This window comes from Propionicicella superfundia DSM 22317, from assembly GCF_000423465.1.
Lineage (GTDB): Bacteria > Actinomycetota > Actinomycetes > Propionibacteriales > Propionibacteriaceae > Propionicicella > Propionicicella superfundia.
Genome location: NZ_KE384021.1, coordinates 716,679 through 739,442, shown reverse-complemented (window position 1 = coordinate 739,442; position 22,764 = coordinate 716,679). Strand labels below are relative to the sequence as shown.

Annotated in this window: 15 protein-coding genes; 4 read left to right on the top strand and 11 right to left on the bottom strand. The window is 70.6% G+C overall.

The window, feature by feature from the left end:
* Positions 1-19: 19 nt before the first annotated feature.
* The 3 genes from G555_RS0113255 (at position 20) to G555_RS21405 (ending at position 3,856) form a co-directional block, all read left to right on the top strand.
* The gene (locus G555_RS0113255; RefSeq protein ID WP_028709229.1) at positions 20-754 is read left to right on the top strand and encodes a response regulator transcription factor; all 735 of its coding nucleotides are present in this window, start codon (positions 20-22) and stop codon (positions 752-754) included.
* Complete coding sequence (locus G555_RS0113250) at positions 751-2,220, top strand: sensor histidine kinase (RefSeq protein ID WP_028709228.1); 1,470 nt, start codon at positions 751-753, stop codon at positions 2,218-2,220. The genes G555_RS0113255 and G555_RS0113250 overlap by 4 nt, the downstream gene beginning before the upstream one ends.
* A gap of 187 nt (positions 2,221-2,407) precedes the next feature.
* Positions 2,408-3,856 carry a glucosaminidase domain-containing protein gene (locus G555_RS21405; protein WP_051209093.1) on the top strand — a complete coding sequence of 483 codons (1,449 nt, stop codon included), beginning with the start codon at positions 2,408-2,410 and terminating at the stop codon, positions 3,854-3,856.
* A 16-nt stretch (positions 3,857-3,872) separates the two neighbouring features.
* Here G555_RS21405 and G555_RS0113240 read toward each other — a convergent pair whose 3' ends face one another.
* A complete protein-coding gene (locus G555_RS0113240; protein WP_028709227.1) occupies positions 3,873-4,478 on the bottom strand; it encodes a MarC family protein in 606 nt (201 codons plus the stop codon).
* Positions 4,479-4,616: 138 nt separating this feature from the next.
* On the opposite strand from G555_RS0113240, the gene deoC reads away from it, so the two are divergent.
* Positions 4,617-5,276, top strand: a complete 660-nt coding sequence (gene deoC / locus G555_RS0113235; protein WP_028709226.1) for a deoxyribose-phosphate aldolase — start codon at positions 4,617-4,619, stop codon at positions 5,274-5,276.
* 52 nt (positions 5,277-5,328) lie between these two features.
* Here the strand turns inward: deoC and G555_RS0113230 are convergent, their stop codons facing one another.
* The 10 genes from G555_RS0113230 to G555_RS23240 all read right to left on the bottom strand — a co-directional run bounded on the left by G555_RS0113230 (position 5,329) and on the right by G555_RS23240 (position 22,727).
* Positions 5,329-6,225, bottom strand: a complete 897-nt coding sequence (locus tag G555_RS0113230) for an ABC transporter substrate-binding protein (protein ID WP_051209088.1) — start codon at positions 6,223-6,225, stop codon at positions 5,329-5,331.
* 8 nt (positions 6,226-6,233) lie between these two features.
* Complete coding sequence (locus G555_RS20025) at positions 6,234-6,929, bottom strand: ABC transporter permease (RefSeq protein WP_084635247.1); 696 nt, start codon at positions 6,927-6,929, stop codon at positions 6,234-6,236.
* Positions 6,926-7,579, bottom strand: coding sequence for an ABC transporter permease (locus tag G555_RS0113220; protein ID WP_028709224.1), 654 nt, complete (start codon positions 7,577-7,579; stop codon positions 6,926-6,928). The genes G555_RS20025 and G555_RS0113220 overlap by 4 nt, the downstream gene beginning before the upstream one ends.
* Positions 7,576-8,751 carry an ABC transporter ATP-binding protein gene (locus G555_RS20020; RefSeq protein ID WP_084635246.1) on the bottom strand — a complete coding sequence of 392 codons (1,176 nt, stop codon included), beginning with the start codon at positions 8,749-8,751 and terminating at the stop codon, positions 7,576-7,578. The genes G555_RS0113220 and G555_RS20020 overlap by 4 nt, the downstream gene beginning before the upstream one ends.
* Before the next feature lie 63 nt (positions 8,752-8,814).
* Positions 8,815-10,095, bottom strand: coding sequence for an RDD family protein (locus G555_RS0113210; RefSeq protein ID WP_028709223.1), 1,281 nt, complete (start codon positions 10,093-10,095; stop codon positions 8,815-8,817).
* A gap of 34 nt (positions 10,096-10,129) precedes the next feature.
* Entirely contained in the window at positions 10,130-12,490 is a 2,361-nt protein-coding gene (locus tag G555_RS20015; RefSeq protein WP_051209086.1) for a transglutaminase-like domain-containing protein, read from the bottom strand.
* Positions 12,487-13,734 (bottom strand): DUF58 domain-containing protein, encoded by a 1,248-nt coding sequence (locus tag G555_RS20010; protein ID WP_051209083.1) that lies wholly within the window; start codon positions 13,732-13,734, stop codon positions 12,487-12,489. The genes G555_RS20015 and G555_RS20010 overlap by 4 nt, the downstream gene beginning before the upstream one ends.
* Positions 13,731-14,702 (bottom strand): AAA family ATPase, encoded by a 972-nt coding sequence (locus tag G555_RS0113195; RefSeq protein WP_028709222.1) that lies wholly within the window; start codon positions 14,700-14,702, stop codon positions 13,731-13,733. Before G555_RS0113195 ends, G555_RS20010 begins: the two co-directional genes overlap by 4 nt.
* A gap of 19 nt (positions 14,703-14,721) precedes the next feature.
* Complete coding sequence (locus G555_RS20005) at positions 14,722-20,754, bottom strand: Ig-like domain-containing protein (RefSeq protein ID WP_036922576.1); 6,033 nt, start codon at positions 20,752-20,754, stop codon at positions 14,722-14,724.
* Positions 20,755-20,900: 146 nt separating this feature from the next.
* Positions 20,901-22,727 (bottom strand): FHA domain-containing protein, encoded by a 1,827-nt coding sequence (locus G555_RS23240; RefSeq protein WP_028709221.1) that lies wholly within the window; start codon positions 22,725-22,727, stop codon positions 20,901-20,903.
* Positions 22,728-22,764 lie beyond the last annotated feature (37 nt).

Genomic DNA, 22,764 nt, shown 5'->3' with positions numbered 1-22,764 from the left:
CGACCACCAGATTGGGCACATGACTCACACAGCGGGGACCCCACAATCCCTTACGCGCCCGGATGGCAGCCCCATCAGGGTGCTGACCGTCGACGACGAGCAGTCGATCACCGAACTGCTCTCCATGGCCATGCGCTACGAGGGCTGGGAGGTCACGACCGCGGCCAGCGGCACGGCCGCGGTCAAGGCCGCGTCCCAGACCAGACCGGATGCGATCGTCCTCGACATGATGCTGCCCGACTTCGACGGGCTTGAGGTCATGCGCCGGATCCGCGCCTCCCAACCCGAGGTGCCCGTCATCTTCCTGACCGCGAAGGACGCTGTCGAGGACCGCATCGGCGGCCTGACGGCCGGCGGCGACGACTACGTCACCAAGCCCTTCAGCCTCGAAGAGCTCATCGCCCGCCTGCGTGCCCTGCTGCGGCGGACCGGCGCGAGCCTCATCCGATCCGAGAGTCAGCTCATCGTGGGCGACCTCGTGCTGGACGAGGACAGTCATGAGGTGAGTCGCGGCGGCACCGACATCCACCTGACAGCCACCGAGTTCGAGCTCCTGCGCTATCTCATGCGCAATCCGCGCCGCGTGCTGTCGAAGGCGCAGATCCTGGACCGGGTCTGGAACTACGACTTCGGCGGCCAGGCGAACGTCGTGGAACTCTACATCTCCTACCTCCGCAAGAAGATCGACGTCGGCCGCCGGCCGATGATCCACACTCTGCGCGGCGCGGGATACATGCTGAAGCCCGCCGAATGACCTCTGCTCCGCCACCCGCCCTCGGCCGAGGAACCCTCGGGCGCAAGCTCGTGCTCCAGGTCGCGGTGCTCGTCGCCCTCGGCACCGTGCTGCTCGGCCTCCTGACGAGCGTCACGACCTACCAGGTCATGGTCTCCGAACTGGACGATCGCCTCGATTCGACCTTCGCCCGGATCACCCGCGACAACCCCGAGAACGGGACGCAGCCGCCAGGTGCCGGTGTCGGGCAACAGATCGGCACGGTCGCCGTCGAGATCGACTCGACCGGCACCGCGACGGCGCAGGGGCGGCTCACCGACGACGGCTGGGTGTCCCTGAACGGCGACGACGTCACCGCGCTGATGGCGGCGCGGACCACGACCGCCAAGCAGAACGCCGACCTGCCGGGTCTGGGCCTGTACAGGGTGCGCGTGAGCATCCTGCCCACCGGAGGGGCCATCGTTGTCGGGCTGCCGATGAAGGCGCTCACCGAGACCATGACGACCGTGGTGGTCACCCAGGCAGTGCTCATCATCGCGACGGTGACCATCTCCGTCCTCATCGCCCGGACCATCGTGGTCCGGTCCCTACGGCCGCTCAACCGGCTGGCGGCCGCGGCGACCACGGTCTCCCAGCTCAACCTGGAGCGAGGCGAGGTGTCCATCGGGACCCGGGTGAGCGAGGCCGACGCCGACCCGCACACCGAGGTGGGCAGCGTCGGCAAGGCGTTCAACCTCATGCTCGACAACGTCGAGAACGCCCTCGCGGTACGGCAGGAGAGCGAGACGAGGGTTCGGCAGTTCGTGGCCGATGCGTCACACGAACTGCGCAACCCGCTGGCCTCGATCCGCGGCTACGCCGAGTTGACCCGTCGAGACCGCGACTCGAACACTCCCGACACCCGCTACGCCCTGGAGCGCATCGAGTCCGAGTCGGACCGGATGAGCGAGCTGGTCAACGACCTGCTGCTGCTCGCCCGGCTCGACACAGGCCCGGCCATAGAGCGCTCCGAGGTGGACGCGTCGGAGATCGTCATCAACGCCGTCGCCGATGCACGGGCGGCCGGTCCCGACCACGACTGGACGTTCAGCGCGCCCGACGAGCCCGTGTTCCTGGCCGCGGACGGGAACCGCCTGCACCAGATCGTCGCCAACCTCCTGACGAACGCCCGCACGCACACCCCGGCCGGGACGAAGGTCCACACCAGCGTCGCGGCGACCCCCGAGACCGTGGAGATCCGCGTGACCGACGACGGTCCGGGCATCCCGCCCGAGATCCTCGGCAGGGTGTTCGAGCGGTTCATGCGAGGCGAGGCGAGCCGCGTGCGGACCTCCGGCTCCAGCACAGGGCTCGGCCTGGCGATCGTCAAGGCCGTGGTGCGGGCCCACGGGGGCACGGTGGGGGTCGAGAGCGAGCCGGGCGTGCGGACGTCCTTCATCATCACGCTCCCGCGCTCCGCGCCGGACACGACGGTGGCGCTGCTCTGAACCCGCTGCGGCTCGCGGGACGCCGACCGTCGCCCGGCGTCGAAACGAGCCCAGATCTCAACCGATGGTCGAGACAGGTGGAGCATGGCCGTCTTCCCTACGCGCACAGGGATCCCGGGCAGACCTGCGAAGGACGCGGCAAAATCACGGCTGGTCCCGGCCGCGGGAGGTCAGATATTACTCACGTGTGAAGAACCCCGTGCGCGCATTCTCCGCGGCCGTCACCACGCTGGCGCTCGCCGCCACCGCGAGTGTCTGGCTCCTGCCCTCCCCGGCCGACGCCCAGACCACTCAGCAGGCCTTCATCTCGAAGATCACCGCCGCAGCCCAGGAGAACCAGGCGCTGTCGGAGGTGCCCGCGTCGGTGACGATGGGCCAGGCGATCCTCGAGTCCGGGTGGGGCCGGTCGAACCTCGCCGCGAAGTACAACAACTACTTCGGCATCAAGTGCACCTCCACGAAGTCGCCGTACCAGAGCGGCTGCGTCACGCTCACCACGACCGAGTACTACGGCACGCCGGCGACCCCGCGCACCGAGAAGGCGAGCTTCCGCACCTACTCCAGCGTCCTCAACTCGTTCGCGGATCACAGCCGGCTGCTGACCACGGCATCGCGTTATTCGAAGGCGTTCGCGTACACGACCAATCCCGATCAGTTCATCCGCGAGGTCGCCAAGGCCGGATACGCCACCGATCCGACCTATGCGTCGACGGTGATCTCGATCATGAAGACGTACAACCTGTACCAGTACAACCTGACGCCGGCGGAGCCGAAGGTGACGGCGACGGCCGCGCAGAAGTCGTCCTTCTTCTCCTCGCTCTCGAGCGCGGCCCAGTCGCACCACTACCTGCGTGGCGTGCCGGCGTCGGTTCTCCTCGCGCAAGCGGCCTACCACACGAACTACGGGCTGTCGACGCTGGTGAAGAAGACCAGGAACTACTTCGGTCTCACGTGCACCTCGAAGAAGAGCCCCTACCAGACCGGGTGCTACACCGTCTTCTCCTCGGTCAACGGGAAGATCGTGACAACGAAGTACCGGATGTACGGGAACGCCGCGGCCTCGATCGCCGACGCCGCGACCCTGTACGCCACGGACTCCCGCTACGCGGCGACGAGGAGTCTCCGCACCGCGCCCGAGACCTATCTGAAGACCGTCGCCAAGGTCGGCTACGGCGGATCCGCCTACTTCTCGGCCGTGCTGCCGTACATGCGGTCCAACACGCTGTACCGCTTCGACATGCCGTTCACCACCCTGCGCTCGGGCCAGACCGGTTTCCGGATCATCGCGCTCCAGCGGCTCCTCCTCGCCGAGGGCTTCTCGGTGAGCTTCAGCGGGCGCTTCGACGCGCGCACCCTCGCGGCGGTCAAGGGCTACCAGCGCCGCGTCGGCCTCTCCGTGACAGGCGTGGCCACGCCCCAGATGCTGCGGCTGCTCGCCGCGAAGCTCACCAAGACCCCCGCGAATCAACGCGTCGCGGCCCTCCAGGCCCTCCTCAACGGGAAGGGGTACAGCACGAAGATCTGGGGAGCCTGGGACACTCGCACCGTCCAGCAGGTGACGGCATTCAACAAGCGCAACTACGGCCCCGGCGGGGGTGCTGTCTGGCTCGTCACCTGGGCCAAGCTCTTCGCCTGAGCGGGCACGGCGGGTCTCAGTGAGCGGCGATCATGCCGAACACGCCGTCGGCGATCATCTGCACGGCGATCGCCGACAGCAGCAGGCCGGCGATCCGCGACGCCAGCACGGTTCCCGAATCCCGTAGCAGCAGGCGGATTCCCCCCGCGAATCGCAGGAACAGGTAGACGAGCGCGATCGCCCCTGCCAGGGCGGCCGCCACGAGCAGGTAGCCGACCGGTCCGCCCGCGCGGTTCACCGCCAGCATCGTCGCGACGATCGCGCCCGGGCCGGCCAGCAAGGGAGTGCCCAGCGGGACGATGGCCACGTTGGTACCGTCCGTCTCGCCGAGACCCGACTCGGCGCCCATCAGCAGTTGCAGCGCCACCAGCAGCAGCAGGAACCCTCCCGAGACCTGCATCGCCTCCACCGAGATGTGCAGGTAGTCGAGGATGTAGCGGCCGAAGATCGCGAACGCGGCGATCACCCCGATCGCGACGAGCGACGCCCGCAGGGCGGCCCGGTTGCGCTCCCGGGCGGGCAACGCGGCGGTGAGACCCAGGAAGACCGGCAACAGCCCCGGCGGATCCAGGATGACGAACAGGGTCAGCAAGGTGGACCAGAAGAGCTGGAGATCGGGCACAGGATCAGCTCTATCGGTCGGGCGACGCCCCGCGCAACCTGGCCGCATGAGAGCGTTCGTCGTCTCGCCCGCGGACGGGGCGCGGCCCGCGGGTTAGGCTCTCAGGTGCATGCCGGACGCACTCTCAAGGAGGAAGAAATGCTCACCCGTGCCCAACTCGCGACCTATGTCGACCACACCCTGCTCAAGACCGACGCCACGCCCGCGGACGTGAACGCGCTGCTCGCCGAGGCCAGGGAACTGGGCACCTACTCCATCTGCGTCTCGCCCAACATGATCCCCCTCACCGCCGACACCGGCGACGTCCTGCTCGCCGTCGTGGCCGGGTTCCCGTCGGGCAAGCACACGGCCGCGATCAAGGCCGCCGAGGCCGCCGGCGCGGTCGCAGCGGGTGCCGACGAGATCGACATGGTGATCGACATCGGCCTTCTCAAGGACGGCCGTCCCGACGCGGTCCGCGAAGAGATCGCCGCCGTCAAGGCTGCCGTGCCCGACCCGCACGTGCTGAAGGTCATCATCGAGTCCGCGGCGCTCACCGACGAGGAGATCATCGCCGCGTGCAACGCGGCCGAGGCGGCCGGTGCCGACTTCGTGAAGACGTCCACCGGGTTCCACCCGGCCGGCGGCGCCACGATCCACGCGGTGGAGCTCATGGCGCGCACGGTCGGCGGACGGCTCGGCGTGAAGGCGTCGGGAGGCATCCGGACGTGGGACGACGCCGTCGCCATGATCGAGGCCGGAGCGACACGGCTCGGCCTGTCGAGCACGAAGGCCGTTCTGGACGGCGCCCCCGAGTGACCGGCAGGGGCCGCACCCGGACGGGCGCGGCCCCGCGAACCGGGCTCCGGGCCTAGCCCAGCCCCTTGCCCGACAGCCACTCGGCAGCGACATCCGCTGCGGATCGATGGTCGGTGTCGACCGACCGGTTGAGCGCGAGCAGTTCGGACGTCGTGAGCGCCGCCTGCACGGCGTTGATCGCGTCGGTCGCCGTGGAGTTCTGGGCCACCGACGCCGCCGCCAGCGGGACGACGTTCTGCGGCAGGATCATCATCTCGGGATCGGCGAGCTGAACGAACTCGTCGCCCGCGAGCGCCGCGTCGGTCGTGAAGAACGTCGCCACCTGGATCTTGTCGTCCTGCAGATCCTTGATCTTCACAGCCTGCGAGTTGTAGGCCTTGAACTGCTTGAACGTCACGTTGTAGACGTCGGTGAGGCCCTGCGGACCGTACGGGCGGCCCTCCAGCTCGGACGGCCCGCCCAGCACCCAGTCCGACGCCTTGTCCGAGAGATCGCGCAACGACACCAGCCCCTCCGCGTCCGCGAGCGTCTTCGTCACGACGTACACGTCCTGGTCGGTCGCCGCCGAGGGATCGAGGATCGCCAGGTCGGGGCCGACGGCCTCGGGCAACGCCTTCTCGATCTCTTCGGCGGTGCGCGCCGGGCTGCTGGAATCGATGTACTGCAGCAGGTTTCCGGTGTACTCGGGAACCAGCGCGATCGAGCCGTCCTTGAGCGCCTGCAGATACACCTCCCGTGAGCCGATGCGGGTCTGCGTGGTCGCGTCGATGCCCTTGGCTCGCAGCGCGCCCGCATAGATCTCGGCGAGGATCTCGGACTCGGTGAAGTTCGCGGAACCCACGACGATCCGCGCTCCGTCCGCAGGCGACGTCGTCGCGTCGCCGAGGGGGTTGTTCGTCGCGCACCCGCCCAGGGCGAGGGCCATCAGGAGCGCGGACAGTGCTGCCACTACTCGTTTCATACCGCCACTTGCCTCTCCGTCGTCAGTGTGAGGCGACCACGTCGGTAGGTGACCATCCTCAGGATCCACCCGATCGCCCCCAACAGCAGGTCGACCGCGATGGCGAGTACGCCAACGATAACCGCCCCGGCGAACATCTCCGGATACCCGCTCGGTCCGAGGAGCTGGCCGTCGACGATGAGTCGGCCGAGCCCTCCGGACGCCGCCATGGCCGCGACGGTCGCCGTGGCGATGAGCTGCAGCGCGGCGCTGCGCACCCCGGAGACGACCAGCGGCAACGCCAGTGGCAGCTCCACGCCGGTGACGACCTGCCACGGTGTCATGCCCAGCGCGCGGGCGGCGTGAACGGCGTCGGGGTCGCAATCGCGGAAGCCCACGGCGGCGGCGTTCAGCACCGGAGGGACGGCGAGGACGGTGAGGGCGAGAACGACAGGGACCAGGCCCGTTCCCATCAACGTGACGACGAGCACGAGCAGGCCGAGCGTCGGGATCGAGCGGGCCGCGTTCGACGTCTGCACGACGAGCACCTGGCCGCGCCGGTAGTGCCCCACGGCGGCGCCGACGGGGATTCCGATGATCATCGCCACGAGCAACGACACGGCGACGTAGCCCATGTGCTCGCCGATCCGCTCCCAGATCCCGCCCGGGCCCGCCCAGTTCGCCGCATCGCCGAGATAGCCGAAGAGGTTCACGACACCCGCCCCCTCGCCAGCCAGGGCGCCGCGAGGCGCTGTCCGAGAAGGATCGCCGCATCCGCGACCAGGGCGAGGGCCACGCTGAGGACGAGACCGACGAGGATCGGCGTGAGGAACCCGTCTTCGAACCCCTGGTCGAAGAGACGCCCGAGCGCGCCCTGCCCGATCACGGCACCGACGCTCACGAGCGCGATGTTCGACACCGTGGCCACCCGCAGACCGCCGACGATCACGGGGACGGCCAGCGGCAGCTCGACCGCCCACACCCGCCGGAAGGGACCGAAGCCCATCGCCTCGGCCGAACTGCGCACCGCGGGCGGGACGCCGGAGAAGCCGTCGACGACACTGCGCACGAGCAGGGCGACGCAGTAGATCGTCAGGGCCACCATGACGTTCACGGGATCGAGGATCCGCGTGCCGAGCACGACGGGAAGGGCGACGAAGAGAGCGAGGGACGGGATGGAGTAGACGACCCCCAGAACCGCCAGCACCACGCCCTGCACGGCCCGCCCACCCCGGTACACAAGACGGCCGAGCGGGATGGAGATCACGAGCGCGGCCAGCACCGGGACGACCGACTGCACGACGTGGGTCCACAACAGGCCCGCGAGCATCCCGCGATTGTCCTGGATCCAGGCCCAGTTCACGACGATGCCTCCGGGACGACCCCGTCATCGACCGGACCCGGCCCGGAGACGGGTTCCGCCGGCTCTGCGACGGCGACCTCCCGGTGTGCTGCGCGCTCGGCCCGCGACTCGGCCAGGTCGTCACGATGCGTGGCGACGGCGGTCAGCAGGTCGGCGATGGTGACGACGCCCGCATAGCGGGCCGCCGGCCCGGCCACCGCGACGGCACGACCGACCGGGGAGCTGAGCGCGGCATCGAGCGCGACGCGAAGGGAGTCGGTCGCCGGGTCGAACACGGTGCCGAGATCCATCGTGCCTCCGGGCAGGCGCGGATCGACCCAGCCCACAGGACGGCCTCGGGCGTCCAGCACGAGGACCGGCCGCTCGGTGGTGGCCGTCCCGGGCGCTCGGGTCGTGTCGACGGCCGTGAGCCGCAACCCCGCCGCCGCGGCGAAGCCCAGCCCTCGATATCCTCGATCCCGCCCGATGAACTCGCGCACGAAATCGGTGGCCGGTTCGTCGAGGATCTCGGCCGGCGGCCCGGCCTGCACGATCGCACCATCTTTCATGATGGCGACCTGATCGCCCATGCGGATCGCCTCGTCGAGATCGTGCGTGATCATCACGATCGTCTTGTCGAGCTCCCGCTGCAGCCCCCGCACGAGATCCTGCAGACCGGCGCGGACCACCGGGTCGACCGCCGAGAACGGCTCATCCATGAGGAGGACGTCGGGATCGGCGGCCAGCCCCCTGGCGACCCCCACCCGCTGCTGCTGCCCCCCGGACAGCTCCGCCGGGTACCGGTCGGCCAGCGACTCGGGAAGTTCGGTGAGCTCCATGAGCTCCCTCACCCGCCCGGCGATCCGGCGGGAGTCCCAATGAAGCAGGCGCGGGACGGTCGCGATGTTGGCGGCCACCGTCCGGTGGGGAAACAACCCGCCCGATTGGATGACATACCCCATGCTGCGACGCAACTCGGTCTTGCCCAGGGTGTTCAGGGGCCGCCCGTCCCAGCGGATCTCCCCGGCGTTCGGCTCCAGCATGCGGTTGATCATGCGGAGCGTCGTCGTCTTTCCGCACCCGGACGGGCCGACGATCACCGTCGTCCGATGCGCGGGGATCACCAGGCTCAGATCGGAGACGGCGGGCGCGTCGCGCCCGTAGGACTTCGTCACATGCGCGAACTCGATCATGACATCCTCACGTCGGGGTCCTTGGAAGCCTAGCCCGCGGCTCCGACAACGCCGGACAGGCGTTCAGCGCGGTGTGCGGCGAACCTCGAAGGTGTGGTCGCCGAACGAGACGACCTGACCGCCCCTCACCCGCACACGGTCGCCCGGCGCGCACGGTTCGTACATCCCGCTGGATCTCGCGATGGCGGTTCCGTTCGTCGATCCCCTGTCGACGACATAGACGCCCCGCTGGTCGACCCCCACGGCGAGGTGCGTCTTCGAGACCATCTTGCCGTCCGCGCCGATGCTCACCAGTCCGGTGATGTCCTCGCCGTCCCGCGCGACGGGGTCCCGTCCGAGCAGGATCGTGCCCGTGAGCACGATCTCCCGCCCGTCGTCGAGACGGACGGTCCAGGAGCCGGCTCCGGCCGCGGGACGTGCGAGCCGCGTCGAGCCGTAGTCGTCCTCCGTCGACGCCGCCACCGCGGCCCGCGGAACGGGGGCTCCCCAGGGACGGGCGGACGAGGCCGGCGGCCGGGACCACGGCGGCGAGGCGCTCGGGGCCGGAGACCTCTCCGCCGACGGGACCCCCGGGGCCCGCGCGGGCAGGGGCGCCGACGGGACCGGCGGATCGGCGGCCCAGGGCGGGGCGGCGGGCGCCGCACCCCAGGCACCCGGCGGCACGGCGGTCGCGAGCGGCGGCTCCTGCCCGTGGGACACGCCGTCCGGGACCCCGGTGATCGGTCCGGGCTGTTCCGGGCCGGGAGCGAACGTCCCGGCCGAGAGCGCGTCCCAGTCGCTCCACGGTCCGGCCGGCCGCTGCCGGCTCTCCGGGTTCGCGGGAAGCACGGCGGTCGAACTCGCCGATGCCGACGACAAGGGGCCGCGCGACGACACGGCCCGGGCCGACACCGGCGGCCTCACCCGCTGGGCGACGACGACGGACCCGGCCGCGAGATCGTGCCAGCCCTGGTGCAGCGGGTGCAGGACGACCTGCACCACAAGGGCGATCAGGCCGATCCCGGTCACCCCGCAGGCGAACAGAACGAGCTGCCGCAGGAAGAAGCGGCCCCAGCCGACCGGCAGCCCGTCGGCGATGCCGAGGAGCTGAAGCCTCATGATCCGCATGCCGGGGCCGGCGGCTCGCGCGGCGAACATCCACCACAGCAGGAAGGCGTACGCCACCCCGCCCAGTCCGCACGCGACCGAGGCGACGAGCAGCGCACCGAAGGAGGGATCCGACACTGCGACGGCCGTCCACACGCCGCCCAGGACGGCCGGCACCAGCCCGTCGATCACCTGCGCGACGAACCGCTTCCCGAGCCCGCCGACCTCGACACCGGTCGGCAGAGGACTTGCGACCATGGGTTTCCCTCCTCCCGCGTGATTCACCGTGTCGTCACCGCGTTCGGAATCGCCGGAGCGAACGCAGGGACAGCCAGGCCAGCGGGCGTCGCCATCGAGGCACCGACGCTGTCATCCCCTTCGCCGCGCGGTCGACCCCCGCCCAGTAGGTGACCGCCTGCGCCTCCGACACGGCCTCGGGACCGAACACGGTCGTGTCGGCCAGCCGGGCCAGAACCTGGGGATCGGCGCCGTCCGACACCCGCGGCAGCCGCTCGGCGATCGACGCGGCCTGCTCGGTGCGCGTCGCGAACGGCGACGGGGTGGAACCGAGGTCCCTCGCCCGGTCGGTCAGCTCCGCCCAGCCACCCGCCACCCTGTTGGCGATGACCTCGGCGTTCATGCGGGCTCTTCGACGGCGCAGCTTCGTGCCCACGACGAGGGCGATCGGCACGACGATGAGCAGCAGGGGGATGCCCACCCCGGCCGTGATGCCCGCCACCAGGCGCCAGTCGATGCTCCAGGGATCGTCCTGCTGGCCCTGCGGAGGCTGCGGATCGGCGTTGTCGGGCGGCAGCCGGTCGGGACGCTGCGGCGGCGGGGGCGGGTTCTCCACCTGCGGTCGCGGCTTCGCCTGGTCGGGATCGTCCTCGGTCTTCGGCACACGGTCCTCGTCGGGGGTCGGGTCGAACGTGACCCACCCGAGACCATCGAGGTACAGCTCGACCCACGCGGAGACGTCCTTCCCTCGGATCGCGATGCTTCCGCCGTCGCCGGACGGAGTGTACCCATAGACGACCCGTGAGGGGATCCCGAGATGCCGCGCCATCAGGGCCATCGCCACCGAGTACTGCTCGTCGTCGCCGATCATCCGGTTGACATCCGAGAGCAGCGCCTGGATGCGCTCGTACGAGTGACCGGCCGCCGAGGTCGCCTCGTCCTTCTCGACGCCATGGGAGAAGTACCCCTGCTGCAGGCGCGTCACGAGGTTGAGGGCGACCTGGCCGGACGTCGAGGCATTGCCCGACCACCGCTGCGCGAGGTCGCGGGCGACATCGGGGATCGGGTCCGCCTGCGGCAGATCGAACGAGCCCTGCCCGGCGAGCCGGATCCGGTCGGCCGTGGGCTGCGCGTCCACGACGGCCTGCACGGTGTACGAGTCGCCGGACCGCAGTCCCTCCGTGTCGATGCCGGTGCCCGACGCCTTGTTGTAGAAGAACGAGTCGGCAAGACTGAGCGCCCGGTCCCCGGCGAACGAGATGGCGCGGGTCTCGCCCACCGTCGGCACCCACGGTCCGGTGTAGTCGTCGATCCGTATCGTGACCGGTGTGGCCGCCGAGCCGGACACCGTGTCGATCTCCGCCCCGACCCGCTTGAACTGACCGGCATCGGTGCCCGGGGTGTCGCTGTCTGCGACCCGCATGCTGAAACCGTCGTAGGCGTCCATCGTCGCGATCCTCACCCGCGCACCCGCCGGCAGCCCCGACACGGTCAGCAACGTGTCGTCCTTGTGCTCGGAGATGTTGGCACGAAACGCCTGCAGCGGGCTCGGGTAGACGGTGAGGTCCAGCGGAGACTCGACGGCCTCGCGCAGGTTCGCGCGGTGGGCTCCGGGGGCGACGAGCGGTCCAAGGAGCGCCACGCTCAGGACGGCGACCAGCAGCACGGGGACGCCCAGCAGCACCCCGGTCCACGACACGGTCGTCTTGTCGCGAACCAGGACACGACCCCGGCGGAGGCGGCGCAGGCTCGTCCACAGCACGGTCACGACGGCGAATCCGAGCCCGACCAGCAGCGGCTGGAACGACGACGCCGTGCCGAAGGCGACGCCGACCACGCCGGCCGCGGCGGGCGGCAGCCACGCCAGCCCCGTCCGTCGGGTCCGCAGGGCGATCGAGATGCTGCCGGCACCCGCCAGCATGAGGCTGATCAGCGGCACGACGAGCAGGCTTCCGGTCTCGCCGATCGGCGGATCCAGTGTGAGGGACGCCCGCCATGCCTGCACCGCCCCGGTGGCGAGGCCCTGAATCGTCCGAGCGGTCGGGACGACGCCGGCGATCGTGGTGCTCGGCATGGCCAGAGCCCCTCCGAACGCGAAATAGCAGCCCACCAGCACCCCGGCGATCGTGACGGACCGCCACCGCCGGAATGCCCCGGCGACCCCCGCGCCGACGCCGATCGCGGTGCCGCCCAGCGCCGCCGCCCAGACCATGCCGGAGCCGTACGCGAGGACGAACGTCATCGTCGCGAGGACACACAGCAGGGTCATGACGCCCACGTCGACCGCGAGCCGCACACGGCGATCGCGGCCGCGCTCGCTCAGCCACGTGCCGGGTGCCGGTGCGGCGAGCGGGGAGAGGACACGACGCGGCGCGGCATCGTCGCGCCGCCACCGAGGAACACGGACCGGCCTCATTGAGCGGCCCTCCGCATCGCGCGTGGCAGGTCCTCCAGGTCGGCGAGACGAATGTAGGTCACGTTGGCGATCGTGCGCACGCTCAGCGCCGCTCGCTCGTCCACGCGCACCGCGACGACGCGGACGTCCGCGTCGAACTTCGTGCTCGCCTTGCGCACGGTGCGCTGCGGCACCCGCCCGCCGGTGATCCACACGACCACCGACGCGGCCGCCTCGTAGTCGAGGACGACCTCCACCACGTCGAGCGGCGAGCCCGAGGCGGCCGGCTCGATCCGGCACATCTCGTCGAGGGTGCGCATCGCCGACAGGACCGGGATCAGTTCGGTGCCGGTGATCAGGGCGAGGGGGTTGTCCTCGCGGAACGCCTGCAGCGCGACGGAGGCCCCGACGCTGATGGCCAACTCGAAATCGTCTCGGGTCGCATACGAGGACTCGGACACGTCGATCGCCACGCACACGCGACTCTGGCGGGTCTCTTCGAACTGGCGCACCATGAGGCGCCCGGTCCGGGCGCTCGACTTCCAGTGGACGTGGCGGCGGTCGTCACCCGGCTCGTACTCCCGTAGCGCGTGGAACGACATGTCGGAGTTGGTGACGAAGGATGTCGCCTGTCCCTCGAGATCGTGCACGAAGCCGGCCTGGCGGGCAGGGAGCGAGACGGTCCGCGGGTGGACGTAGAGCTCCAGCACGTCCGTCCACTCCGCGCTGCGGCCCGCGAGGCCGAACGGGTCGCCCTGGATCGACTGCGCCGGCCCGACCTCGATGACGGCGCGCCGGTCGGTGGGAACGTCGAACTCCGCACGGAAACCCCTGCCCGCCTGGAGCAGGGGCACGGCGAACGACGCGCGTTCGGCAGCCACCGGGATGTCCATGCGCGAAGGCAGCGAGAACCGCCGCGTCCGGTTGACGATCTCCACCGACCCCCCGGCGCGCTGCCCGACCACGACGTGCGGCTGCTCCAGGCTGACGCGAACGGCGTAGCGGGGCCGGCCGATCGTGAACGTCAGGGCGATCGCGCCGAGGACCAGGCAGAACAACCCGGCGTAGGTGAGCTCGGCCCATCCGAGCCCCGCTCCGCCCATCAGCAGGACGGCGGCGAGCGCGAACACCCACCAGCCGGCGGTCCGCAGCCCGAGGACCGAGGACACCTTCGCGGCCACGGCGCGCATCCGCGACGCGAGCTCCCCGCCGGTGGCGGTGCCCGTCGCGGGCTGCCAACCCGAAGAGGTGCTCGCCGCGGTCATGTCGCGACGCGCTCCGTCGGCGGCGCGACGCCACCGATGATCTTCGTCATCACGTCGATGGCCGTCACACCGTTGAACTCGGACTCGGGATCCATCACCAGCCGGTGCGCCAGGCAGGGAATGGCGAGGACCTTGATGTCGTCGGGCACCACGAAATGCCGCCCGTGAGATGCCGCCCAGACGCGCGACGCACGCACGAGGGCCAGCCCGCCGCGCACGGAGGACCCCAATCGCACGTCGGCCGAGGCACGCGTCTCCTCGACGATCCGGGCGACGTAGTCGAACACCGACGTGTCGATGTGGACCGAGGATGCCAACTGCGACATCTCGGCGACGGCCTGCGTCGTGATGACGGGGGGCAGCGCCGCCGAACGCGGGCGCGAGCCGCCGCTGGCGAGGATGCGCAGCGTGTTCTCCCGATCGGGATGACCGAGCATGGTCTTCATGAGGAACCGGTCGAGTTGCGCCTCGGGCAGCCGGTACGTTCCGGCCTGCTCGATCGGGTTCTGGGTCGCGATGACCATGAACGGCTGGCCCGTCGAATAGGTCCTGCCGTCGACGGTGACCCGGGCCTCCTCCATGACCTCCAGCAGCGCGGACTGCGTCTTGGGCGAGGCCCTGTTGATCTCGTCGGCCAGGACGATGGAGGCGAAGACCGGGCCCTGGTGGAACTCGAACTCGCCCGTCTTCTGGTCGTAGATCGTGACGCCGGTCACGTCCGAGGGCAGCAGGTCGGGCGTGAACTGGATGCGGTTGCTCGTTCCCTGCACGGTCTGCGCGATGGCCCTGGCCAGGGTCGTCTTGCCGGTCCCGGGAACGTCCTCGAGCAGGAGGTGTCCCTCGGCGAGCATGCAGGTCACCGCGATCCGGATCGCCTCGGTCTTCCCCATGATCGCGCGCTCGATGTTGCGGACGACCGCCGCGAACGTGTCGGCGAACCACCGCGCCTGATCAGGGGTCATTGCCATGTCTTGTGATCCTTCTGTCTCAGGGGACGCTCACCGAGCGCGTCATGACGCCGCAGGTGATGGTCCATGCGCCCGCCGCCAGGGCGTCACTCGCCTCGAACCGTCCGCTGCCGGATCCTTCGAGGATCGTCACATCGAAAGACTGGCGGAACGATCCCGGTCCGTTCGCCTCACACGACACGGTACCGGCGGACTGGTGGCTGAGGGTGAACGTGATGACTCTCCGCGACGCCACTGTGAGGTCGGACATCGGAACCTCGACGTGGACGACGGCCTCTCGCGACCGCAGGCCGTGGTTGCCGATCGTGTACGCGGTGATGTCCCTGGCCGCGTCCACGGTGATCTCCGAGGCCCAGGTGGTGCCGAAGTACCCGCTCACGCGCACGTCGCCCGCACCCCAGTTCACGTAGGTCTCGACGGAGGTGTTCCCGTTCGCCTGCTCCTCCGTCGGTGCCGTCCAGCGCACCATCAGCGCGTTCGCCGCGGTCACGCCGACAACCTGGAGCCGTGGCGGCTCGGGCGCGGAGTAGACGTCGATGAGCGGCGAGTTCCCCTCGGGACCGCACTTGGAACCGGCGCATGCGGACGCGACGAACCGGTACTCCTGCCCGCCGGTCAGTCCGCCGACCCTCCACGGCAGGACGACGTCGTCGTCGGTGCGCACCACGGTCCCGTCGGCCTGCTCGACACGTACCCGGAGGCGATCCCCGGCGCGGCCGTTCGCGGGCACGTTCACGGCGGTGAGCGTCACCGACCGGTCTCCGGTCGTGAAGTCGAAGCTGGTCGGTGCGCTCGGCGCCCCGAAGACCGTCACGGTGACCCCCGCCGAACGGGCTCCCTCACCGGCCTTGTTGCGCGCGGACACCGCGATCGCGACATCGCCGTTTCCACTGAGCGCGATGGTCGCCGAGGTCTGCGTCCCCGGAACGGTCGTGTTGAGCTCGCCGTTGGCGTACACGAGGTACTCCGTCACAGGGGCGCCGTTGGTCGCCGCCGGCGCGCCCCACGACACCCGGGCCGAACGCCCGTTGATGGCCGAGGAGTCGTCGCTCGCCTCGACACCGGTCGGGGAACTCGGCGGGGCCGCGGGCACCTCGGAGGCTGCCGGCCCGTAGGGGCTGTCGCCTGCCTGGTTGGTCGCCAGCAGGGCCACGCTGTACTGGGTGCCGTTGGTGAGCCCGGTGAAGGTGTGGGTGCGGGTGGTGAACGCGGCCTCGCCGCTGCGGATGACTTCCCGGACGGTCGTGTCCCCGGTGAGGAGCAGGGTGTACGACTCGATCGCGGTTCCCTCGTTGGCGGGCACCGACCAGGTCACGGTGATCTGGCCGTCCGCGGCCGTCAGGGACGGCGCCGCCGGAGCCGAGGGGAGCACGTCGGGCATCATCTCCGCCGATGCGGCCGACGATTCGGATGATCCCAGCGCGTTCACCGCGGCCACGGTCAGCCGGTACCTGGACCCGTTGCGCAGGTTCCGGATCGTGCAGGTCGTCGCGGCGCAGTCCTGCGTGACGGTGCTGCCGGGCGCGGTGGCCGTGACGACGTACTTCTGGATCGGGTGCCCGTTCGGGACGCTGGCACTCCAGGTCACGTCCAGCGTGGTGTTGCCGACCTGGTTCAGCACGGCGACACCGGGACGGCTGGGCGTACCGCGGACCGTGACGATCACGTACCCGTCGACCTGCCGCCGCACCGACTTCGTCCCGTCCTGGACGCTGTAGCGCACCCGCAGTTCGCCGACGTAGTCGTCGGCCGGCGTGATCGTGACGGCGTCGGCGGTGTGGGACACGGTCCCCGAGCCGCTGACGACCTCGGCGGCGACGATGACCAGCGTCGTGTCACCGAGCAGGTTGCTGCGGTCGTTCGCCAGTGCCGCCACGACGCTCGGCCGGCCCTGGTCGCCCACGACGGCGTCGTCGGTCACGGTCGGGCGCGGCCGCGTCGACTCCACGACGACGAACTCGACCGTGATGGAGGCCCGGCCGCCCCGGCCGTCGGTGACCGAACCCGTGTACGTGGCCTTCGCCCCCGGGGCCGCCGTCAGCTCGGCCGTCGCCGACACGACGGACCAGTCACCCGAGAACCGGACCGCGACACCGGCCACGTCGCCTCCGGAGAACTGCTCGAAGGAGATCGCGTCGCCGTCGGGATCGGACACGTACTGGGCGAGTTCGACCGACTTCTCGGGCTCCCCCTGCCCGATGTCGACGGTGATCGTCCCGGCCACGGTGGGCGGATTGTCGAGCCGGTCGGCGTCGTCGTCGCCTCCGCCGTCGGCCGTCGGCCGGGACAGCACCTGGATCGGGAGGGAGATGACGGCCTTCTTCCCGGTCGTGTCGGAGGCGCTGCGGCCGTCGGTGACCTCGAACACGACCGAGGCGGGACCGATGTAGTTGCTGCGCGCGGAGAACTCGACCGTGCGCGGGCCCACGCCGGTCGCCTGCCCGTTGGTTGCCCAGATGCGATCCTCGCTGACAAGGGACACGACGCGTCCCTGCGTGCCGACGACGTAGTCGCCCAGCGCGATCGAGATCGTCTCGCCGGCCACGACCTGCAGCGCCGGCGCGTCCGATTTCGCGGCGGGCACCATGTCGGCCGCACCCGGCACGATGATGACGGCCCAGGCCCGCTGCCCGTCGGCGTCGGTCACCTCGTAGCGGACAAGCCGCATCGTCGGGCCGATCCGGACGCGCACGACCGGTGTGCCTGTCCCGTCCGGGACGCTGGCGGTGTCGGTGTCACCGCCCGGGATGGAGATCTTCAGCGCACTCTGCGCCCCGTCGGGGTCGTAGTCGTTGTCCAGCACGGGGACGTCGACGACCGTCTTGCCCACGACGTCGCCGGCGAGGACCTGGTCGTCCCGCACGACCGGAGCCAGCAGCGGCGCCTCGGGATCGCTGATGACGCGCACGACACCGGTGGACGTGCGGCCGCGAGCATCCGTCACCGTGTACTGGCCGCTGTACTCGCCGGCCTCGGACGGGACGGTGAAGGTCAGGTCGGTGTCGTCGACGATGTCGACCTCGAACGGGAACAGCAGCCCGTCGCTGCGCAGCGAGATCGATTCCCCGTCGGGGTCGGAGTCGTTGGACAGCACCGAGAGTCGGACCGTGCGGCCAGGACGCGTGCGGATGACGTCCTCTCCGGCGACCGGGGGCGTGTTGACGTCGGAGTCCCGCGGGACGATGCCGACGCGGATCGTGCCCACGCCCACAGCGCCGCGGCTGTCGGTCACCTGGTACTCGAAGGAGTCGGTGCCTGTGGAGTCGTAGGACTGGTACTCGATCCACCGCTCCCCCACCGACACGATGCGGCCCCGGGTCGGCCCGGTGTTGAGGCCAAGCAGCCGCACGGAGTCGCCGTTCGGGTCGATCCCCTCCAGCGGGATCGGGATCTTGGTGATCGAGTTCTCCAGAACCCGCCCCGTCACCACCTCGGGTTTGGGCGCCTGATTCTCCACGTCGGACGCGACGACGTTGAACTTCACCTGCGCCGACGCCTCCTGCCCGCGGGAGTCGTGGATGCGGTAGACCGCGCGGTACTGGCCGGCGGTTCCGGGGGCCGTGAACCGCACGGTCTCGCCGTCCACCCACGCGACGCCGGGGCTCTGGACCAGCTCGGTGTCCACCTGCAGATCGAGCCCGATCGGCGAGTAGTCGTTGCGCAGCACGTTGACCGTGGCCGTGTCCCCCGCCCGGACGGTGATCTCGTCGGTCACGGCGACCGGCGTCACCTTCGCCCCCGAGGGAGCCGGGATCACCACGACCGTGCCCGTGACCGAGTTCACGCCGTCGGACACCTTGTAGGTCAGGGTGATGGGCTCGGACGGTTCGGTGATCGCGCTGATGCGCAACAGGTGTCGCTGGTCCATCTTGACGGTCAGCGCCGGGTTCGTGCTGACGGACTGGATGACGAGGACGTCGCCGTCGGGATCCTCGTCGTTGGCCAGCGGGTCGACGAGCACCGACCCGCCTTCGGGGAGCAGCGCCACGTCGCGCGCGGCGATCGGCGCCCGATTCTGCGCGACCGGTGCGATGACGTCGACACGGATGATGCCCGTCGAGCCGTAGCCGTTCGTGACGACGTAGCGGAGGTAGTACGTGCCGGCTTTCGCGGTGGTGAACCGGATGGTGTTGTCCTGGTAGTTGGCCTCGGCGGTGAAGTCGGATCCCTCACGCGTGACCCGGGCGAGCTTCAGATTCGCCCCCACGTCGTTCTCCAACGGCTTGAGCGTGATCTCCTGGTTCACTGTCGTGGAGTAGTAGTCGCCGTTGGCGACAGGCTGGATGTCCCTCCCCTTGCGCGCGTCGACGACGACCACACCGGTCGTGGTGGCGTAGCCGTCGCTGACGGTGACCTCCACCTCCTTGCGCCCGGGCCGCGTCCCGACGTCCTGGTAGTTGAGAACGCCCTCAGGGGTGAAGTCGACCTCGTCGTCGCCGTCGACGACCCTGGCGCCGACGAGCACGAGATCGTCGCCGTCGGGATCGGACCAGTCGAGCAGGACGCGTTTTGAGACCGAGGAGCCGAGCGCCACGACGAGGGGGTCGGACGTGGTCTGCACCGGCGCCGCGTTGGACCGGCTCTGGTATTGGGGAAGGACCTTCACCGTGGCGGTCGCGGTGGCCGTGCGATCGCGACCGTCGGAGATCGTGTAGGTGAACGTGACGGTGCCTGTGGCCGTCACGGGCAGGTAGAGCTGGATCGCCGTGCCACCCCGGATGAGCGAGAGCGTGCCCTGGTTGGTGCTGGGCGGCCCCAGGATCGTGATGATGTCCCCGTCTGGGTCGTAGTCGTTGTCCCGGATCGGCAGCAGCGTGGTGCGCCCGGCGCGGGCCGCGAGCTTGGGATCGTCCACGGCCACAGGCGGGTGATTGACGGTGTCCCGGTCGGGCGGGACGACTGTGGTCTCCTGGTCGTCGTCCTCGTCGCCCTGTTCGGCCTCGGACGGAGTGACCCGCTTCCAGTCGGTGATGAGCTTCATGCCCTCGTCGACCATCCAGATGTAGCCGACGCGCGACGCGTTGAGGACGACCACACCGCGGTTGGCGCGGAACACGGGCAGGTCGCCGTCGACGTACTGCGGAATGTCGATGAGTTGCGACTGGCCATCGGAGCACAGCTTCGCGAAGCGCCCGTTCGCGAACACGCCGTAGGCACAGCCGTTCGCCACCAGTGGCACGCCCGGTGTGGCACTCACGCCGCTCACCAGCGAGAACAGCCGGCTGCTGCCCACACCCACCAGACCCGACGCGTTGGCCAGCACCGCCCGCGCGGTCTCGGAGCCCTGGACGACCTGATCGGTCGGGGACGCCAGTTGCGCGGATCCGCCGCCCGGCACGGTGAGGGGTTGCGCGTCGCCCTCGATCCACACCTGCTGGCTGCCGCGGTCGAGGACCACGGCCTTGTCTCCGACGGCGCTGAGCTGGACGTTGTACGGCGCCTGGATCTGCCAGGGGAGCTTCGTCCGGACGATCTCGCCGTCCACGAGCCGGACGATGGCCTGGTCACGCAGGGAGAGCCCGATCGCCCGGCCTCGTGCGGTGACGGTCGCCAGACCGCCCTCGCCGAGGTCGATCTGCGCGGGGGCCTGCGCGAAGTCGATGGCGAGCACGCCTGCGATGTCGCCGGTCCACATGCGTCCGTCGGTCGGGTTGACGACCGCGATGGTGTCCTTGCCGAGGCTCACCGAGGCCGCCGCCGGCAGTTGGACCGGCGAGCCCGGGACGCCCCTGGCGAAGTCGAGTTGCTGGATCTGGTTGGACGAGGTGGACTGCAACAGCACGGTGTCACCGGACTGCAGCACGGTGTACGCCTGGTCGGCCGCCCGCACGGCGGTCGCGAGCTCGTCGACCTCGGAGTTGAGCTGGCCCACGAGACGCGACTCGGACTTGACCACGTACACGGCGCCGTCGTGGAGGGACACGTCGGCCACCGAGAAGCCGGGCGAGGTCACGGCCGCAGCCAGCAGCGCGACGCCGACCACACCGACGACGATGCCCGACCAGGCGTCCGTCAGCGCGGTCCACAGTCTCTTGCGCGTGCGCGCCGCCATCTGCAACCCTCCCCCGAGGAACCCGACCGGACCAGCCTAACGGGCTTGAGGTCGCCTCCCGACTCCTCGCATGTCCCACCTTTGTGGGGATCCACCAGTGTAGGAGCGCGGATCGGGCAAAGACAGGACTGACTGCGGGAGGCGAGTCACAGGGGTTGGTCCACGCGGATCGCGACGCCGTCGCCCAGATCGAGGATCGTTCCGATTCCGACCGCCACGGGTTCGCCGGGCGCCATCCGCACCGGCTGTTCGCCCGGGCGGACGAGCACCGTCCCGTTTGTCGAATGCAGGTCGGTGACGACGACCTCCCACTGCACCGCAGCGACGCGCAGGTGGGTGCGGCTGATGTCCTGGCTCGGGCTGGGCACGCTGAGCAGGACGGCGTCGTGCTCGGACGGCGTCGCTTGCGGCGCTCGCCCGACGAGGACGACGCCGCCGACCTCGGCCGACTGTCCGGTGGATGCCCGCAGCACGGCCAGCACCGGCAGAGCGACCAGGCGGGGCGAGGATCCGTCGACCGCACCGCCGCATCGTGCGCACACCCTGGCGTCGGGCGGATTGGGATGCTGCAGGCCGCACATCGCGGCCAGCACCAGGTCGTTGCGGGGCGAGGTCGGAACGCCCGCCTTGTGCGTGGCCGCTATGCCGGTCGCGAAGATCGTCTCCCCGTCGTGTTCGGAGGCCGAGTCCGTCGTCTGCACCGCAGGGGGCGGGGTCCCGAACGACGGCAGGCCGGAGATGATCCCGCCGGCGGGAGCCTGCGGCGGCGGGCTCGCGACGCCCGGGGGCGGTGGTGTGGCCGCGCCGAGCGGCTCCCAGCGGCCCGGCTGGGCCGGTGACGGCTGCCCGGAAGGATGTCCTTCATCCCCCGGCGCGGGATGTGGCACCGGCGAGCTCTCGGGTGATGCCTGCGCAGGCGCGGATCCGGGCGGGACGCCGTAGGGAACCTGCGCGGGAACCCCCGCGGGCAGTGACGGCGCGGGCGGTGCGCCGCCGGGCGCGATGTCCGTGCTCGGCGGGGCTCCCCACCCACCCGGATCCCCCGCCGGGTCGGGAAGCGCGGGCCGGCCGGGAGGCGCCGGGGGCTGCGGACCGGGCGGTGCCGCTGCGACTCCGGCGGCGGCCGCCGCGCCGAGGGCCGTGCTCGCGGGCAGGGCTGCTCCTGCCTCGGCACCGGGCGGGGGCGGCACGACGAACGGTGATGCCTGCGGGACCGGAGCCCCGACCTCCAGGGACGCGGTCGGCAGGAGCTCCGTCCGGCCCTCGACGTCGAAGGTCGACGGAGCCGGGGCGGACGGGGTGCTGTACTCGGTGTCGAAGGATGTCGGCTCGGGGTCGGGCGCAGCGGTCGACGGCAGGTCCAGATCGGCCGGCGCGAAGGGCTCGGCGTCGTCGTCCTCCGGCTCCGCACCGGCGGCGTCCGCGGGCTCGGCGACGGGTTCGTCCGCGAGCGGCTCCTCGCGCGCCGGTTCGTCCGGCTCCGCGCCGGATCGCTCGGGGAAGACCAGCCGCGCCTCGTCGGTGCAGTCGAGATGGACCTCGCCGGCGGTCACCGCTCCGGTGACGAGCGGCAGCCGGAGTCCGTCCTGGATCCCCGGCGTCATCGTGACGTCGAACCGCAGGACGTCTCCGAGACCGATCTCGGACCAGGTCTGGACTCCGTCTCCCGTCGCCAGGACGGCACCCGAGTCGGCATCGCGGACCGCGATGCTGCCGCGCAGCAGTGACCGCATGCCTCCGTCGGCCCAGAAGAAGGCGCCGAAGTCGGGCAGCGCGTCGATGCGTACCCTCGTGAGCGTCTCGGTCAGGTCGAACACGCTGCCCGACGCGACGACCGAGGCCCACATGCCCTGGATCAGCTCGGAATGCTTCGGCGCGGCGGGCGGCATCACCACGAGGAGCGTCGGCCCCGACAGGACGACCCAGGGCCCCGGCGAATAGGTGGCGCGCCAGCGCCCGTTCCGTTCGGTCATGGACGTTCCTCCCGAGTCTCGTGAGGATATTGTCCCT